Raw genomic sequence first — 16,142 nt, 5'->3', positions numbered from 1 at the left:
GGCCGCGAGCGGCCCGGGGAGGAGGCCGAGTAATCAGCCCAGCCGCTGGCCTCAAGCGCGCGAAGATAGGCCGCATGGCCGCTGATCTGCTAACCCATCGTGGTGGACGAGGTGAACCGCTGGTGTTGGTCCACGGCCTGATGGGCCGTGGCAGCACCTGGTCGCGTCAGCTGCCGTGGCTGACTCGGCTCGGTGCGGTCTACACCTACGACGCTCCCTGGCATCGGGGCCGCGACGTCAGCGACCCGTACCCGATCAGCACCGAACGATTCGTTGCGGACCTCGGCGACGCCGTGGCGGCGCTGGGCACTGCCGCCCGTTTGGTCGGACACTCGATGGGCGGCCTGCACTCGTGGTGCCTGGCCGCCGAGCGCCCCGATCTGGTCTCGGCCCTGGTGGTCGAGGACATGGCACCGGACTTCCGCGACCGCACCACCGGTCCGTGGGAGCCGTGGCTGCACAATCTGCCGGTCGAGTTCGATTCCCCGGAGAAGGTGCGTGCCGAGTTCGGCGAACTCGCGGGCCGGTACTTCCTGGAAGCCTTCGACCGGACGGACACCGGGTGGCGGCTGCACGGGCACACGTCCCGCTGGATCGAGATCGCCGCCGAATGGGGCACCCGTGACTACTGGGCGCAATGGCAGGCGGTGCGCTCACCCGCGCTGCTCATCGAAGCAGGTAACTCGGTGGCTCCCGCCGGCCAGATGGAGTCCATGAACGAGAGTGGATATTCCACAACGTATTTGCGTGTTGCGGATGCCGGGCACTTGGTTCACGACGAAGCGCCTCGGGCCTACCGCCAGGCAGTGCAGTCATTTCTTACGGCGGGCTAGTTTTCCTCGCCGGCCAGGGCGAATCGCCCGTCGCTGGTCTTGGCCACCAGGCCGTCGGCAAGCAAAGACTCCAGCGCCCGGTCGCGCTGCACGGTGTCGCGCAACCAGACGATGTCGAGCTGTTCGCGGGTGACCGGTAAGTCGTTGCCGCGCAACACATCCAGCAGTCGACCGCGAACCTGTCGGTCGGTCCCGGCGTAGCCCTGCGGCCGACGGGCCGGCCCCTCCGACGGCGGAAAGCCGGCCTGTCGCCATCGACACCTGCTGAGCGGACACAGGCCACACTTCGGCGTTCGCGCCGTGCACACCGTGGCACCCAATTCCATCAGCGCCGCCGAAAATGTATGCGCTGTTGAGTCTTTGGGGAGCAACGCCGACACGTCGGCGTGATCGCGGACCGCGGAGGCCGAGCCGGCGTCAGCCCGCCCGTGCACAACCCGGGCCACCACCCGTCGCACGTTGGTGTCGACCACCGGCACCGACTGCTGATAGGCGAAGCACGCCACCGCGCGGGCGGTGTAGCTGCCGACACCGGGCAGCGTCAGCAACACCTCGACGTCGTCGGGAACCTGGTCGGCGTGATCGCGCGCGATCACGATCGCGCTTTCGTGCAGGCGTTTGGCCCGGCGCGGGTAGCCCAGCTTGCCCCAGGCGCGCACGACGTCGGCTGGGCTGGCCGCCGCCGTCGCCGACGCCGTCGGCCAGCGCGCCACCCAGTCTCGCCAGATCGGTTCTACCCGCGGCACCGGTGTTTGCTGCAGCATGAACTCGCTGACCAAGATCTGCCACGGCGTCACGTCGGGATCTCGCCACGGAAGGTCGCGTCGTGACCGGTCGTACCAGTCCAGAAGTTCACTCGGCGTTAGGGAGAGTGTCATGGCCTACTACGGCACAATGAGCGCCATGCCGAATACCGATCCCGTAACCGCGTGGAAAGCACTCACCGAGGGTAACGAGCGCTTCGTCGCCGGCCAGCCCGCACACCCCAGCCAGAGTGTCGAGCATCGGGCCAGCCTGGCCAAAGGTCAGAAGCCCACCACGGCGCTGTTCGGTTGTGGCGACAGCCGGGTGGCCGCCGAGCTGATCTTCGACCAGGGCCTCGGTGACATGTTCGTGGTCCGCACGGCCGGTCACGTGATCGACTCCGCGGTATTGGGATCACTGGAATTCGCCGTCGGCGCACTCGGCGTATCGGTGATCGTGATCCTTGGCCACGACAGCTGCGGCGCGGTGAAGGCGACGCTCGCTGCGCTGGACGACGGGGCGTTGCCCGGCGGCTACGTGCGCGACCTGGTCGAGCGGGTCACGCCGTCGATTCTGCTGGGCCGCCGTGAGGGGCTCACTCGACCGGATGAGTTCGAGGCACGCCACGTGGTCGAGACCGGCACCCAGCTGTTCGAGCGCTCGTCGGCCATCGCCGCAGCCATCGCCGCCGGGGACTTGGCGATTGTCGGCGCCACGTACCACCTCGCTGACGGGCGAGTCGTCATCCGCAACATCATCGGCGACGTCGGGGACAAGGTCGACGACGAATAGCTCAGCGCTGCCGGGTATTTCACGACCCGGGTCAGAAGGTGTTGGTCAAGTACAGCTCGATGGAGTTGAACAGGCTTTCGAGCAGTCCGCTGTTGGCGGCCCCACCCTCGAAAACCGCACTGAGCCACGCAGTTGCGTTGTTGAAATTGTCGGGGATGTCGACGTTGGTGATCATGTTGTCGACCGTCGTGGTCGCGTCGGCGATTTCGGTCGGCGTCAACCCCAGGTATTCCACATGCTGGAGGAACAGGCCCTCGATCGTTCCCAGCAGACCGCCGGACTCGAAGTCCGGCTGGAAGTCGGCGACTCCATCGCCAGCCAGCGTGAAGATCGTTGTCGGAGAGATATCGTCCGGTGTGACGTTTCCGAGCACGCCGTCGAAGCCGAGATCGGTGAGAATCGTGTTCGTCAGGCTCGCCCCGAAAATTCCGTCCAGGTCAGTCACCAGGTTCGGCCACAAGCCGGTCTCCGCGAGCGACGGGTCGCCGATGAACACAAAATGCAGATCTTGCACCGGAAAGCCGTCATCCTCGAGCTTGGTCATCGCGATCGACTCGGCAGTGGCGCTCTGCGAGTAGCCGAAGATCGTCAGCGGGTCCTGGGCGCTGAAAGCGTGCGGGTTCACCGTGAATTCGTGCTCCACGGCGAGCACCACGTCGTCCGCGGCGGTGAGGCTGCTCGGGCCCTGCTGGATCAGTTCGGGGGTCGTCAGCACCTGTAGCGGCGCGCTGCACGGGTCGGTCGCGATCATGTCGCAAACCGTGGATCCCGTCGCGCCACCGTCGAAGCCCAGCGCATGCAGGTAGAGCCCCTCGGCGGTCTGGGCGAAGGCGGTCGACGGCATCGGCTCGGTGGTTCCGCCGAGGATGATCGCGGTGTCGCTGCCGGCCAGCGGTCCGAGCAGGGTGTCGTCGGCGTGTGCGGCCTGGCTATTCAGTACGCTGGCGAAGCCAGCCATCAGGCCGATACCGGCGACCTTTGCGAGCACCCTGTATGCATTCATGGGATGTTCTTATACGAATTTAAGCCGCGATTTGGGCACTTTTTCATCTCGGAATAAAAACGACCAGACTGGGCGACACGCCGGGCCGGCTCGGCCCTATCGGTGTGACCTGGCCTTACCGTGTAAATGTGCTGGATCTGGAACCGCGAGGCCCGCTGCCGCCAGAGATCTACTGGCGACGCCGGGGGTTGGCCATCGGCATAGCCGTCGTCGTCATCGCCATCGTGGTCGCGATCATCGTCGCCGTCCTGAGCGGAAGCGCCGGCGCCAACACCTCCGGCACCGCCAAAAAGCCCACGGCGCAAGGTCAGCAAAACCCGGGGCCAGAGGTCAAGACACAGGTCGAGCCGCCGGCCGGAGAAAACACCGATCAGCCTGCCGAGACGCCGACCGCCGCGGTTCAGCCGCCGCCCGTGCTCAATGCCGGCGACGATTGCCCGGACTCCACGCTGGCCGTCAAGGGCCTGACCAACGCACCGCAGTACGCGATCGGCGATCAGCCGAAGTTCGTCATGGTCGTCACCAACATCGGCCTGGTGGCCTGCAAGCGCGACGTGGGAGCCGCGGTGTTGGCCGCCTACGTCTACTCGCTGGACAACAAGCGGCTGTGGTCGAACCTGGACTGCGCACCGTCCAACGAGACTCTGGTCAAGACTTTCGCACCCGGCGAGCAGGTGACCACCGCCGTCACCTGGACGGGGATGGGCTCGGCTCCGCACTGCCCCTTACCACGCCCGGCGATCGGGCCCGGCACCTACAACCTCGTCGTGCAGCTGGGAAACCTTCGCTCCCTTGCGGTTCCGTTCATCCTGGCTCCGCCGCCGCCTCCCGGCGCGGCACCGCCTCCGCCGCAGCCCGGGCTGCCCGGACCGCCGGCAACTGGGCCGCTGCCCGGTCCGGCGCCCGCTCCCGGCGGCTGAAGACCTAACTCAGGTAATCGAATCGCCGATGGTCGATTCGGCCAACTGCGACAAGCCTTCTCGGACATGGCGGGCCCAGATCTCGCCGATGCCCTCGACCGCTTCCAGGTCGCCCGCGCTGGCGGCCAGCAGGCCCTGTAGCGAGCCGAACTCGCGCACCAGACGGTCGGCATGGGCGAACTGCAGCCGTGGAATCTCCGACATCGCCCGGTAGCCGCGCGAGCTCACCGCGGAGTCCTGAGCTTCCGCCGTCGATGGGTATCCGAAAACCCTTGCCATCGTGATGAAGTCGAGCAAATCAGCGTCTGACATGGCGTCCAGCTCGCCGAGCGTGGCGGCGACTTCGGCCTTGGACAGCGGCTCTGGGTTGGCGTGGTAGTCGCGCACGATCAACTCGCGGGCGGCGTCGTTGCCGCCGAGCAATTCGTCGAGCTGCAGTCGCAGCTGTCGCCCATCGGTGCCCAGTTCGACGACGTCGTAATCGAGATCCACGCCGATCCGGCGGACCGACTCGAGCCGCTGCACCACCGTCATCACGTCGCGCAGCGTGACGAAGTCTTCGATCTCGGCCCTCGACAGTTGCCTGCTGACCTCGTCGAGCCGCATCTTGTAGCGCTCCAGCGTGGCGATGGCCTGATTGGCGCGCGACAAGATGGTGGCCGAATCGGCCAGCACGTGGCGCTCGCCGCTGAGGTAGACGGTCACGATGCTCATCGAGTGGCTGACCGAGATCACCGGGTAACCGGTTTGGCTGGCGGCCCGCTCGGCCGAACGATGCCGCGTCCCGGATTCGTCGGTGGGTATCGACGGGTCAGGCACCAGTTGCACGTTGGCCCGCAGGATTCGGCTGCCGTCGGTGGACAGCACCACAGCGCCGTCCATCTTGCACAGCTCCCGAAGCCGGGTCGGCGCGTACCGCACATCGAGGGAGAACCCGCCGTCACAGATCGCTTCCACGCTGTCGTCGTAGCCGAGGACTATCAGGGCGCCGGTCCGGCCCCGCAGGATGCGCTCCAGGCCGTCGCGCAGCGCGGTTCCCGGCGCCAGCCGTTCAACTGCCTCACGCAGGGTGGGACGTTGCTGCGGCGCCGAGCCGTTCGTTGATGCTTTGCCGACTGTCATCACCATTCATTGTGCTCTGTGGGCGCGCAGCCCAGTCGATGTGGTGGCGTGGGCGCCTTGTCGCGACGCTCGGCGATGTGGAGAACGTGCTCCAGCGCAGCGCCGATGTTGGACGCCTGCAGCGTCTTCAATCCGGGCGGTACCGCGACGCCGCCTGAGGGAATCAGCGCCGTCGTGAAGCCCTGCCGGGCGGCCTCTGCCAACCGGCGTTCCATGCCGCTGACCCGGCGCAGATCGCCGGCCAGCCCCACTTCGCCGATCATCACCGCGGTGGCCGGCATCGGCAGGTTCGCGTACGCGGAAGCCAATGCGACCGCAACTGCCAGATCCGACGACGGATCGGTCAGCCGCATGCCCCCCACGGTCGACAGGTACACGTCGTTGACGGCGATCTTGAGCCTGGCGTGCTTCTCCAGCACCGCGGCGATCATCGCGGCCCGCGCGTGGTCGATGCCGCTGACAGCGCGCCGCGGGGAGCCGCCCGACGGTGTGGCCAGCAGCGCCTGAATCTCGCCGACGAGAGGACGCTTGCCGTCGAGGGTCACGGTGATGGCGGTACCCGCGACGGGTTGCGGCCGTTGATCCAGGAAGAGGCCGGACGGGTCGGCGACACCCTCGATCCCGTTGTCCTGCAACAGAAAGCAGCCAACCTCTTCGGCGGCCCCGAAGCGGTTCTTCACGCCGCGCACCATGCGCAGCAGCGAGTTACGGTCACCCTCGAAGTGCAACACCACATCGACCAGGTGCTCGAGCGAGCGAGGGCCCGCGATGGCTCCGTCCTTGGTGACATGTCCGATCAGAATCAGCGGCACCCCAGTGGTTTTCGCTGCGGCGGTCAGCGCGCTGGTCACCGCGCGCACCTGCGTGACCCCGCCCGCGACCCCGTCGGTGTCGGAGCTGGCCATTGTCTGCACCGAGTCGACGACGACCAGCGTCGGCCGCACCGCATCGATGTGGCCCAGCACGGCGTGGAGGTCGGAGTCGGCGGCCAGATACAGCTCGTCATGGCTGCAGCCGGTCCGATCGGCGCGCATCCGGATCTGGCCCCGCGACTCCTCGCCGGACACGTACAGGGCCCGCCGGCCGCCCATCGCCCACTGGTGGGCGACCTTGAGCAGCAGCGTCGACTTGCCGACTCCCGGATCACCGGCGAGCAGCGTGACCGAACCCGGCACGACGCCGCCACCCAGGACACGGTCGAGTTCGTCGATTCCGGTGGGGCAGTGCCGGGTGCCGTCGGGCTCGACCGAGCTGATCGGAATGGCGGCCGATGACGGGCTCACCACAGCGCGGTTGCCGCCCCGGATCGCGCTGAGCACCGCGACCTCGTCGACGGAGCCCCAGGTACCGCATTCCAGGCAACGACCGACCCACTTGGCCGTCGTATGGCGGCATTCCGAGCAGCGATACTGCAAGCGTGCCTTGGCCACCCGCTGACGGTATCCGGCGGGTGTGACAGATCAGCGGAGGTTAGCGATGTGAACTTTCCGGCGCCGAAATCGGCACCGCCACGCTGATACTGCCGGCCTTCTCGAAATCGAAGGTGACGTCGTAATTCGGGCCGTTGGTAATCGGCTTGCTCAATGCGATGGTCGCCTTGAGCGTGTCGCCTGACTCGACGGCCTTGTCGGAGCTTTTGGTCTGTCCGTTTTCCCTGCCGAAGAACAAGACCCCGCTGGCGGGCAGGGTGGGATTGCCGGTGACGGTCACCTTGCCGATGTCGGTGGTGATGCCGACCAGCTTGTCGGAGGTGTCCGGCGACTGGTTCACGGCCACGAGGACAAGGTCCACCGTCGCGCCCGGGCGTAGGTAGTCACCGGTCTGCACTGCCTGAATGTGGACATCGCGGAGCGCGACGTTCTTGACCGTCGCCTGGTTGCCGTCGACAGCGGATTGCTGCATGGAGGTCTGCGAGATCTGGCCGGCGCTGCATCCGGAGAATGCGGCAGCGCCGATCAAGGCGCCGGAGGCAAGCACGCAGAGCTTTGCCGAGCGACGACTCGATCGCGGGCCGTGGTTGTCGAAGCGGTTCACCCAAAGCCTCCTGCTCGGCCCTCGAACGCACTGGCGGTTCGACTATGCACAGTAGTAGGTCGGTCGGTCCCGCGGAAGCTGAGGGTTCCGAAGCCGGAAGTAAGCGGTTAGAGCAGCGCAGTCGCACGATTTCTGAGACGAACCGCCCGTCCCCGCTGTTCTCCGGATAGCCCCGAACCGGTTCTGCAATGTTCGCTGCCCTGCACGAATTTCGCGGTCTGTCAACCCCCTCTCCGCACCCGCGGTGCCCCTGACCTGCACCGTTGTTCCGCACGTGTTTGCGCGGCGTGTTAGCATGGAGTAACGAAAGGGGCTCGAAACTGATGAATTTTGAGGTCGGAGACACCGTTGTCTATCCACACCACGGTGCTGCGTTGATCGAGGCGATTGAAACCCGGACCATAAAAGGGGAACCAAAAAAGTATCTCGTCTTGAAAGTGGCGCAGGGCGATCTGACAGTTCGAGTACCCGCTGAGAACGCCGAGTATGTCGGCGTCCGCGATGTAGTCGGCCAAGAGGGCCTTGACAAGGTGTTCCAGGTGCTCCGCGCACCGCACACCGAAGAGCCGACCAACTGGTCGCGCCGCTACAAGGCCAACCTGGAAAAGCTTGCTTCCGGTGACGTCAACAAGGTTGCTGAGGTTGTCCGCGACCTGTGGCGCCGCGACCAGGAGCGTGGCCTGTCCGCAGGCGAGAAGCGCATGCTGGCTAAGGCCCGCCAGATTCTGGTCGGCGAACTTGCGCTGGCCGAGAGCACAGACGACGCCAGAGCGTCGATCATCCTGGACGAGGCGCTCGCCGCCGCTTCCTGAATCCCCTGACGCACGAGGACCAGTGTTGACCGGCACGGTCGCGGTGGTTCCGGCCGCCGGCTCCGGTGAACGACTGGCGGCCGGCATGCCCAAGGCTTTTTATGAGCTGGACGGCCGGACCCTGGTCGAACGTGCCGTCGATGGTCTGCTGAAATCCGGCGTCGTTGATCGCGTCGTCGTAGCGGTGCCCGCGGACCGCACTGACCGGGCCAAGCTGATCCTGGGCCGTGGTGCGGCCGTCGTGGCCGGCGGGGCCAACCGCGGCGATTCAGTGGGCCTGGCGTTGGCTGCCATCGCTGACGGCGAACAACCCGACTATGTGCTGGTGCACGATGCCGCGCGCGCGCTGACCCCGCCTGATCTGGTGGTACGCGTCGTCGAAGCGCTGCGCGCCGGCCATCCGGCGGTTGTGCCCGCACTAACGGTCTCGGACACCATCAAGGCCGTCGACGCCAACGGCGCCGTGCTCGGCACACCGGAGCGGGCCGGACTGCGCGCCGTGCAAACCCCGCAGGGGTTCGTCACCGAGTTGTTGCTGCGGGCCTACCAGCAGGCCGGGACCGCGGACTTCACCGATGACGCGTCTCTGGTCGAGCACATCGGCGGCCAGGTTCAGGTGGTGGACGGCGATCCGCTCGCCTTCAAGATCACCACCAAGCTGGACCTGCTCCTGGCGCACGCGATCGTGAGCCGGTGAACGTCCGTGTCGGTCTGGGCACCGACGTGCATGTCATCGAACCCGGCAGGCCGTGCTGGCTGCTGGGACTGCTGTTCAGCGATGTCGGCGGCTGTGCGGGGCACTCCGACGGCGACGTGGCGGTGCACGCGCTGTGCGACGCGCTGCTGTCCGCGGCCGGCCTGGGCGACATCGGCGAGGTGTTCGGTGTCAACGAACCACGCTGGGCCGGCGCCAGCGGCATGACGATGCTGCGTCACGTCGCGGACCTCCTCACCGAGCACGGCTTTCGGGTCGGCAACGCTGCGGTGCAGGTCATCGGCAACCGGCCCAGGGTGGGCCCGCGCCGCGCCGAGGCGCAGGCGGCGCTCTCGGAAGTGCTGAATGCGCCGGTGTCGGTGTCTGCCACCACCACCGACGGGCTGGGCCTGACCGGGCGCGGCGAGGGCCGGGCCGCAATCGCGACGGCTTTGCTGTTCGGCGCCGACGACATCGCGCCCTAGGCTGCGATCTTTTCGCATCGCGCTGATCGTTTCCCCGGCCGGTCCATGCCCGCGCCCTGTCCGGCGGGCTTTGCGACCGGAATCGAGCTACCCGGCTGCGGTGGTCACCGGCGCTGTGTTCGGCCCGGTAAGCTGGCACGTCGTGACCGATTGCGCCGACCTGCGGCTACACGACACGGCAACCGGTGCCGTTCGTGAGTTCGTTCCGCTGCGGCCCGGGCACGTTTCCATCTACTTGTGCGGCGCCACCGTCCAAGGCCTGCCCCACATCGGCCACGTGCGTAGTGGCGTGGCATTTGACATCCTGCGGCGCTGGCTGACGGCGAGCGGCTGCGACGTCGCGTTCGTCCGCAATGTCACCGATATCGACGACAAAATCCTGAACAAGGCTGCCGCAGCGGACCGGCCGTGGTGGGAATGGGCGGCCACCTACGAGCGGGCGTTCTCGGCCGCCTACGACGCGCTAGGCGTCCTGCCGCCATCAGTCGAACCGCGGGCCACCGGCCACATCACCCAGATGGTCGAGCTGATCGAGCGACTGATCGAATCCGGCAACGCCTACGAAGGTTGCGGCGACGTCTACTTCGACGTGCTGAGCTACCCCAACTACGGCCAACTGTCCGGTCACCGGATCGACGACGTCCATCAGGGCGAAGGCGCGGCAACCGGTAAGCGCGATCAGCGCGACTTCACGCTGTGGAAGGGCGCCAAGCCCGGTGAACCGTCCTGGCCCACGCCATGGGGACGCGGCCGGCCGGGCTGGCACCTGGAATGCTCCGCGATGGCCCGCACCTACCTTGGGTCAGAATTCGATATCCATTGTGGCGGAATGGATTTAGTGTTCCCGCACCACGAAAACGAGATCGCGCAGAGCTGCGCCGCGGGCGACAAATTCGCGAGATACTGGCTGCACAACGGTTGGGTCACGCTGGGCGGCGAGAAGATGAGCAAGTCACTGGGCAACGTGCTGGCGATCCCGGCGATGCTGCAGCGGGTGCGCGCCGCCGAGCTCAGGTACTACCTGGGTAGCGCGCACTACCGCTCGATGCTGGAGTTTTCGGAGACGGCGTTGAAGGACGCCGTCAACGCCTACGTCGGTATCGAGGATTTCCTGCACCGAGTGCGTACCCGGGTCGGTGCCGTCGAGCCGGCCGAGTGGACCCCGCGGTTCGCGGCCGCGCTCAATGACGATCTGGCGGTGCCGACGGCGCTGGCCGAAGTGCACCGCACCCGCGCGGAAGGAAACCGGGCGCTCGACGCCGGAGACCACGACGCCGCGCTGGCCGAGGCTGGCGCGATCCGGGCGATGATGGGCATCCTCGGCTGCGATCCACTCGACGAGCGCTGGGAGTCCCGCGACGAGACGTCGGCCGCGCTCGGTGCGGTGGACGTGCTGGTGCGTGCCGAGCTGGAGCGGCGCCAACAGGCTCGCGTGCAACGTGATTGGAAGCTCGCCGACGAGATCCGGGATCGGCTCAAAGACGCCGGCATCGAAGTGACCGACACTGGTGACGGCCCGCAGTGGTCGTTGGAGGCACACCCTGATGGCCGGTAACTCGCAGCGCCGCGGCGCGATTCGCAAGACATCCAAGAAGGGCCCGACGGTAGGCTCCGGCGGTCAGGGGCGCCGTGGCTTGGAGGGTCGCGGAGCGACTCCACCCGCGCACATGCGGCCGAATCACCCGGCCGCCAAGCGGGCCAAGGTGCAGGCACGCCGGCAAGGGCCCATCCGGCGCAAAGACGACACCGTCGAGACCGTTCTTGGGCGCAACCCGGTGGTGGAGTGCCTGCGCGCGGGGGTTCCTGCCACCGCACTCTATGTCGCACTCGGCGCCCAGGCCGACGAGCGGCTCACCGAATCCGTCACTCTGGCAGCCGATTCCGGCATCGCGATCCTGGAAGTTCCACGCACGGACCTGGACCGGATGACCACCAACGGGTTGCACCAGGGGATTGCGCTGCAGGTGCCGCCATACGCCTACCTGCATCCCGACGAGCTACTCAAGCTCGCCCTCAACAATCCGCCTGCGCTGCTGGTCGCGCTCGACAACATCTCCGATCCGCGCAACCTCGGCGCGATCGTGCGCTCGGTTGCGGCGTTCGGCGGCAACGGCGTCTTGATTCCCGAGCGGCGGTCCGCCTCGGTGACGGCAGTCGCTTGGCGGACGAGCGCGGGCGCCGCGGCGCGTATCCCGGTCGCGCGTGCGACCAATCTCAATCGGACGCTGAAGGATTGGGCCGACCGAGGCATGCAGCTCGTCGGGCTTGACGCCGACGGCGACACGGTCGTCGACGAAATCGATGGCGCCGGACCGATCGTCGTGGTGGTGGGATCGGAGGGCAAGGGGCTGTCCCGGCTGGTGCGTCAGAGCTGCGATGCAGTGGTGTCGATTCCGATGGCCGGCCCGACCGAGTCGTTGAACGCCTCGGTGGCCGCCGGCGTGGTGCTGGCTGAGATCGCGCGTCAACGCAGGCGCTAGCGATGCTCGGTCATCTGCGTGAACACAAGATTCTCGTCGCGACCGGCGTTTTCGCAGGCTATACCGCGGTCATGACGGTGCTGGAACGCCGGATGCGGGCCACCAGCGGACCTGGAATCATCCCATTTGAGTTGGCCGGCAGCGGTTTTCGTGCCGAGCAGATCATGGCGCAGTGGGGTCCCGATGGCGAACGGTCGGCACGCGCCTCGATGTGGCTCGATTTCGGCTACATGACGACCTACGGCGCCCTCGCCGCGCTACTGGTCGAGCGTGCGCGCCGTCGTTGGGAACACCCGCGGGCGCTCACTTCCGCTGTCGCTGTCGCGGTCGCGGGCGACGCCATCGAAGGCATCTCGCTGCTCAAAGTGCTCGACCGCGACCGCGTCGACACTTACGCTCGCCGGGCCCGGACCGCGGCGCTGATCAAGTTCGCTGCGCTCGCCGGATCGCTTGGTTACGTTGTGGCCGAAGCTGTTGGCTCTGCTGTCGCGCACCCGTCTGACTAGTGCGTCGACAGGACTCAGACGCCGAGCAGCAGCCCCGCGGCCCACAGCGCCAGCACCGAGGCCACCAGGGACGTGGGAACGGTAAACAATCCGAGTCGGGTGTACTCTCCGACGCTGGCCTCGACGTCGTAGCGTCGTAATACGCTGCGCCACAACAGGTTCGACAAGGACCCGACGTAGGTCAGGTTCGGGCCGATGTTCACCCCGATCAGCACGGCCAACACCGCGGCCGGACCGGCCGGCGCCACCAGGGGCACCAGGACCAGTGTCGCAGGCAGATTGTTGACGATGTTGGCCAGCACCGCCGCCAGCGCTGCATAGCCGAGCAGGGCGAGCAATCCGGTGCCGGACGGCAACAGCGCACCCATCCGGTCGGACACGCCGTTGCGCATCACCGCCTGCACGACGACACCGAGCGCGAGCACGAAGACCAGGAACGGCACGTTCACCGCGCGCACGATCTCCACCGCCGTGGTGCGACGCCGGGCAAGGTTGCGCACTGCCAGCACTGCCGCCCCGGCCAGCGCCGCCCACGCCGGAGCCACGTCTACCGCTTCGGCGACGACGAACCCGGCCAGCGTCAGAGCTACCACCACCAAGGCGAACACGGGTGTCGGAGGAGGGGGTTCGTCCTCGACGGGTTCGGGCGGGACGCTGAGATCGCGACGGAAGAAAACCCGGAAAACGAGGTAACAGGTACCCACCGCCGCCAGCCACGGCAGCGTCATCAGCAACGTGAATTTGATGAACGACAGGTTTGAGGCGTTGAAGGCAAGCAGGTTGGTCAGATTCGACACTGGAAGAAGCAGCGAAGCGGCGTTGGCCAAGTGCGCGGTGGCGTACGCGTGCGGCCGCACCGGAGCCCGCAACCGCCGAACCGTCGTCAACACCACCGGGGTCAGCAATACGACGGTGGCGTCCAGGCTCAGCGCCGCAGTGATGATGGCTGCGATCACGAACACCTGTCCCAGCAGGCGTCGTGAACCTACCCGTCCGCGCGCCATCGCCGCCCCGGCCGCCTCGAACATGCCTTCGTCGTCGCACATTTTCGCCAACACCAGCACCGCGCCCAAGAATGCGACGACGCGCAGCAGGCGTTCGGCTTCGACTGTCGCGTCGTGCACCGAGATTGCGCCGACGGCAAGCAGCAGTGCCACCGCGGGCACCGCTGCGATGGCTTCCGGCCAGCCCCGTGGACGGACAACCGCGAACGCCAGCACCGCCGCCAGCGACAGGACAGCCAGAAGGAGCGTCAAACTCGGGCCCAGGGGTCTTCGCGTCGCCACACCGTCGGCATGTCCAGCGCGACGCCGTCGCGCTCGGCCAGCGCACTCAGGGTGCGAAGTGAGACGTCCAAGTCGTCGGCGACATAAGGCAAGGCCCGCAACGGCTTTGACAACGGCCGGAAGAAGTCGTCCCAGTGCACCAGGACCACCCGTCGGGCCCCGACGGTGCGCACCGTCTCCGTCCAGTAGTCGACCACGTACGACTCCGGCAGCACGCCGAGTTGGCCCACACCGAGGTAGACGACATCCGCGTGTTGCCCGGCCAGTGCGCCTTTCACAAACCCGGCGCTGCCCTGGATCAAGACTCGACGGTCGGAGGGACGGTGGTGGATCAACGTCGCCCAGGCCTCGCCGCATCGGTAGGCAGCAGCCTTGACCGGTGGCACGACGGGCTGGTCGATCGTGCCGGGGAAACGGTCGGGTGGACTGTGGTGCGATTTCACGAGCGTGATGTCGAAGTCGCCCAGCCGAATTGGCGCGCCTGAGTCGGCGACCATCATGCGGTCTTCGTCGAGGCCGTATCCGCGCCCGACATTCGCCGCGGACTCGCCGCCGACCAACTGGGCGCCGGTGCGGTCGGCGACGAGCGCGGAATCCAGGGCGTGGTCGAAGTGGGTGTGCACCGGGACCACCGCCTCGAGGCGGGTTACCCCGACCCGCGCGAGACACCCGTCGACCCGTGCGGGCGAGGGCGCCACTTTGCCGAGTCCGACGCGGGCCAGGCTCGGCCGTGAGAAGAAGCCGTCGGTCATCAGTGCCGAGGAGCCGTCATCGATCAACAGTGTCGAGACCCCCAGCCACGTCACCGTCAGCGGTGCGTCGGATGCAGCGGTCGGCACGGTGAAGCGGTGTGCGTGCCGCGCAAGGTCGGGGCGCCCCGGTCGCAGTCGCATCAGCAGAACGCCTTCAGGTCGATGCCGTCGGCCGCCAGCCGCTCCCGTACTGCGGCCGCGATCTGCACCGCGCCTGGTGAATCACCGTGCACGCAGACCGATTCCACGCTCACGTTCACCGTCGAGCCGTCGACGGCGGTGACGGTTCCCGAGGTCACCATCGTCAGCACGCGCTGGGCGATGGCAGCCGCGTCGTCCAGCACCGCGCCCGGCGCGCGCCGCGAGACGAGTTGACCGTCAGGCTGGTAGGCCCGGTCGGCGAACGCTTCGCCCACGGTGCGAAGCCCGCGCCGGCCGGCTTCGTCGAAGAACGAAGAGCCCGCCAGGCCGAGCACCGGCAGATCCGGGTCGACAGTCTGCACCGCCTCGGCCACGGCCGCGGCCTGCTCGCTGTTGATGACGATCGTGTTGTACAGCGCGCCATGGGGTTTGACGTAAGAGACCCCGGAGCCCGCGGCCTGCGCGAGTCCCTGCAGGGCGCCGATCTGATAGATCACGTCGGCGAGCAGATCCTCGGGGGCGACATCGATGAAGCGCCGGCCGAAGCCGGCCAGGTCGCGGTAACTCACCTGCGCGCCGATCCGCACGCCGCGCTCGACTGCCAGCCGGCACACTGACAGCAGTCCGGCTGGGTCGCCCGCATGGAATCCGCACGCGACGTTGGCGCTGCTGACGATGCCGAGCATGGCGTCGTCGTCCCCGAGCCGCCAGACGCCGAAGCCCTCACCCAGGTCGGCATTGAGGTCGATTCTGGCCACGGTCGATAGCTTAGGCGCGCGGCCGCGCGTAGCTTCGGGCCTGTGACGGTTGACGAGAAAGTAGTGGCGATCACCGGGGCCAGCAGCGGGATTGGCGAGGCGACGGCCGAGCTTCTCGCCGAACGCGGAGCCAAGCTGATTCTGGGCGCTCGCGGTGCCGACAAGCTGAACGCGGTCGCGGCGCGACTATCGGCGTCCGGTGCTGATGTGGTCGCCAGTGTGACCGATGTCAGTCGTCGTGGTGACCTCGCGGAATTCGTCTCGCTGGCCACCCGCGTCCACGGCAGGCTCGACGTTCTGGTCAGCAACGCCGGCATCATGCCGGTCTCGCCGCTCGACGAATTTTGCGTCGACGACTGGGAGGCGATGGTGGACGTCAACCTCAAAGGCGTCCTCTTCGGAATCGCGGCAGCACTCCCCGTTTTCCGCCGGCAAGGCTTTGGGCATTTCGTCAACACGGCTTCTACCGCCGCCTTCCGGGTAACGCCCGGCCAGTCGGTGTACGCCGGCACCAAGATGGCGGTGCGCGCCGTCTCCGAGGGCCTACGCCAGGAGGCCGGCGAGAATCTGCGGGTGACGATCATCTCGCCGGGCTTGACATCGACGAATTTCGCGGAGTCGATCGCCGATCCCGCCACTCGGGCTGGTTTGGAGCAGCGCCGCGATCTCATCGCGATGGCACCCGCCGCCGTCGCGCGAGCTATCGCCTTCGCGATCGACCAACCGTCGGACGTCGACGTCGGCGAGATCGTCGTGCGCCCCACCGCTCAGGCGTAGTCG

18 protein-coding genes are annotated in these 16,142 nt (G+C 67.3%); 10 read left to right on the top strand and 8 right to left on the bottom strand.

Going from position 1 to position 16,142, the window contains the following annotated elements; genetic code table 11:
• Positions 1 to 65: 65 nt before the first annotated feature.
• Entirely contained in the window at positions 66 to 833 is a 768-nt protein-coding gene (locus tag ACQY5A_RS06085; protein WP_428339915.1) for an alpha/beta fold hydrolase, read from the top strand.
• On the opposite strand, the gene ACQY5A_RS06080 is transcribed toward ACQY5A_RS06085, so the two are convergent.
• Positions 830 to 1,711: an A/G-specific adenine glycosylase gene (locus tag ACQY5A_RS06080; protein ID WP_428339499.1), complete on the bottom strand. Its 882-nt coding sequence runs from the start codon at positions 1,709 to 1,711 to the stop codon at positions 830 to 832. The genes ACQY5A_RS06085 and ACQY5A_RS06080 overlap by 4 nt on opposite strands.
• A gap of 25 nt (positions 1,712 to 1,736) precedes the next feature.
• Between ACQY5A_RS06080 and ACQY5A_RS06075 the strand changes: the two genes are divergently transcribed.
• Entirely contained in the window at positions 1,737 to 2,369 is a 633-nt protein-coding gene (locus ACQY5A_RS06075) for a carbonic anhydrase (protein WP_428339914.1), read from the top strand.
• A 31-nt stretch (positions 2,370 to 2,400) separates the two neighbouring features.
• Here ACQY5A_RS06075 and ACQY5A_RS06070 read toward each other — a convergent pair whose 3' ends face one another.
• Complete coding sequence (locus ACQY5A_RS06070) at positions 2,401 to 3,372, bottom strand: PE-PPE domain-containing protein (RefSeq protein WP_428339498.1); 972 nt, start codon at positions 3,370 to 3,372, stop codon at positions 2,401 to 2,403.
• Positions 3,373 to 3,500: 128 nt separating this feature from the next.
• On the opposite strand from ACQY5A_RS06070, the gene ACQY5A_RS06065 reads away from it, so the two are divergent.
• On the top strand, positions 3,501 to 4,292 hold the full coding sequence (locus tag ACQY5A_RS06065; RefSeq protein ID WP_428339497.1) for a hypothetical protein: 792 nt from the start codon (positions 3,501 to 3,503) through the stop codon (positions 4,290 to 4,292).
• A 9-nt stretch (positions 4,293 to 4,301) separates the two neighbouring features.
• Here the strand turns inward: ACQY5A_RS06065 and disA are convergent, their stop codons facing one another.
• The 3 genes from disA to ACQY5A_RS06050 are packed head-to-tail and all read right to left on the bottom strand — an operon-like array spanning position 4,302 to position 7,448.
• Positions 4,302 to 5,414 (bottom strand): DNA integrity scanning diadenylate cyclase DisA, encoded by a 1,113-nt coding sequence (disA, locus tag ACQY5A_RS06060; RefSeq protein WP_428339496.1) that lies wholly within the window; start codon positions 5,412 to 5,414, stop codon positions 4,302 to 4,304.
• A complete protein-coding gene (radA, locus tag ACQY5A_RS06055; RefSeq protein WP_428339495.1) occupies positions 5,414 to 6,844 on the bottom strand; it encodes a DNA repair protein RadA in 1,431 nt (476 codons plus the stop codon). The genes disA and radA overlap by 1 nt, the downstream gene beginning before the upstream one ends.
• A 40-nt stretch (positions 6,845 to 6,884) precedes the next feature.
• Entirely contained in the window at positions 6,885 to 7,448 is a 564-nt protein-coding gene (locus ACQY5A_RS06050; RefSeq protein ID WP_428339494.1) for a hypothetical protein, read from the bottom strand.
• Positions 7,449 to 7,771: 323 nt separating this feature from the next.
• Here ACQY5A_RS06050 and carD point away from each other — a divergent pair, with 323 nt between their 5' ends.
• The 6 genes from carD to ACQY5A_RS06020 all read left to right on the top strand — a co-directional run bounded on the left by carD (position 7,772) and on the right by ACQY5A_RS06020 (position 12,425).
• On the top strand, positions 7,772 to 8,260 hold the full coding sequence (gene carD, locus ACQY5A_RS06045) for an RNA polymerase-binding transcription factor CarD (protein WP_428339493.1): 489 nt from the start codon (positions 7,772 to 7,774) through the stop codon (positions 8,258 to 8,260).
• Between the two features lie 25 nt (positions 8,261 to 8,285).
• Positions 8,286 to 8,957, top strand: a complete 672-nt coding sequence (ispD, locus tag ACQY5A_RS06040) for a 2-C-methyl-D-erythritol 4-phosphate cytidylyltransferase (RefSeq protein WP_428339492.1) — start codon at positions 8,286 to 8,288, stop codon at positions 8,955 to 8,957.
• The gene (gene ispF, locus ACQY5A_RS06035; protein ID WP_428339491.1) at positions 8,954 to 9,439 is read left to right on the top strand and encodes a 2-C-methyl-D-erythritol 2,4-cyclodiphosphate synthase; all 486 of its coding nucleotides are present in this window, start codon (positions 8,954 to 8,956) and stop codon (positions 9,437 to 9,439) included. Before ispD ends, ispF begins: the two co-directional genes overlap by 4 nt.
• A gap of 142 nt (positions 9,440 to 9,581) precedes the next feature.
• Positions 9,582 to 10,994 (top strand): cysteine--tRNA ligase, encoded by a 1,413-nt coding sequence (cysS, locus tag ACQY5A_RS06030; RefSeq protein ID WP_428339490.1) that lies wholly within the window; start codon positions 9,582 to 9,584, stop codon positions 10,992 to 10,994.
• Complete coding sequence (rlmB, locus tag ACQY5A_RS06025) at positions 10,984 to 11,919, top strand: 23S rRNA (guanosine(2251)-2'-O)-methyltransferase RlmB (protein ID WP_428339489.1); 936 nt, start codon at positions 10,984 to 10,986, stop codon at positions 11,917 to 11,919. The genes cysS and rlmB overlap by 11 nt, the downstream gene beginning before the upstream one ends.
• Positions 11,920 to 11,921: 2 nt before the next feature.
• Positions 11,922 to 12,425: a hypothetical protein gene (locus ACQY5A_RS06020; protein WP_428339488.1), complete on the top strand. Its 504-nt coding sequence runs from the start codon at positions 11,922 to 11,924 to the stop codon at positions 12,423 to 12,425.
• Positions 12,426 to 12,439: 14 nt separating this feature from the next.
• On the opposite strand, the gene ACQY5A_RS06015 is transcribed toward ACQY5A_RS06020, so the two are convergent.
• The 3 genes from ACQY5A_RS06015 to ACQY5A_RS06005 are packed head-to-tail and all read right to left on the bottom strand — an operon-like array spanning position 12,440 to position 15,362.
• Entirely contained in the window at positions 12,440 to 13,681 is a 1,242-nt protein-coding gene (locus tag ACQY5A_RS06015; protein WP_428339487.1) for an SLC13 family permease, read from the bottom strand.
• Positions 13,678 to 14,604: an MBL fold metallo-hydrolase gene (locus tag ACQY5A_RS06010; RefSeq protein WP_428339486.1), complete on the bottom strand. Its 927-nt coding sequence runs from the start codon at positions 14,602 to 14,604 to the stop codon at positions 13,678 to 13,680. Before ACQY5A_RS06010 ends, ACQY5A_RS06015 begins: the two co-directional genes overlap by 4 nt.
• Positions 14,604 to 15,362: a LamB/YcsF family protein gene (locus ACQY5A_RS06005; protein WP_428339485.1), complete on the bottom strand. Its 759-nt coding sequence runs from the start codon at positions 15,360 to 15,362 to the stop codon at positions 14,604 to 14,606. The genes ACQY5A_RS06010 and ACQY5A_RS06005 overlap by 1 nt, the downstream gene beginning before the upstream one ends.
• Positions 15,363 to 15,404: 42 nt before the next feature.
• Here ACQY5A_RS06005 and ACQY5A_RS06000 point away from each other — a divergent pair, with 42 nt between their 5' ends.
• Positions 15,405 to 16,139, top strand: a complete 735-nt coding sequence (locus tag ACQY5A_RS06000) for an SDR family oxidoreductase (RefSeq protein ID WP_428339484.1) — start codon at positions 15,405 to 15,407, stop codon at positions 16,137 to 16,139.
• The last annotated feature ends 3 nt before the right edge of the window (positions 16,140 to 16,142 follow it).

This window comes from Mycobacterium sp., from assembly GCF_965277065.1.
In the GTDB taxonomy this organism is placed as follows: domain Bacteria; phylum Actinomycetota; class Actinomycetes; order Mycobacteriales; family Mycobacteriaceae; genus Mycobacterium.
The sequence above is the reverse complement of the archived record's forward strand: the minus strand, read 5'-3'. Positions and strand labels throughout refer to the sequence as shown.

Coding starts and splice junctions, on each gene's coding strand:
- ACQY5A_RS06080 (WP_428339499.1), bottom strand. CDS start 1,711: ATGACACTCTCCCTAACGCCGAGTGAACTTCTGGACTGGTACGACCGG.
- ACQY5A_RS06075 (WP_428339914.1), top strand. CDS start 1,737: ATGCCGAATACCGATCCCGTAACCGCGTGGAAAGCACTCACCGAGGGT.
- ACQY5A_RS06070 (WP_428339498.1), bottom strand. CDS start 3,372: ATGAATGCATACAGGGTGCTCGCAAAGGTCGCCGGTATCGGCCTGATG.
- disA (WP_428339496.1), bottom strand. CDS start 5,414: ATGACAGTCGGCAAAGCATCAACGAACGGCTCGGCGCCGCAGCAACGT.
- carD (WP_428339493.1), top strand. CDS start 7,772: ATGAATTTTGAGGTCGGAGACACCGTTGTCTATCCACACCACGGTGCT.
- rlmB (WP_428339489.1), top strand. CDS start 10,984: ATGGCCGGTAACTCGCAGCGCCGCGGCGCGATTCGCAAGACATCCAAG.
- ACQY5A_RS06020 (WP_428339488.1), top strand. CDS start 11,922: ATGCTCGGTCATCTGCGTGAACACAAGATTCTCGTCGCGACCGGCGTT.
- ACQY5A_RS06010 (WP_428339486.1), bottom strand. CDS start 14,604: ATGCGACTGCGACCGGGGCGCCCCGACCTTGCGCGGCACGCACACCGC.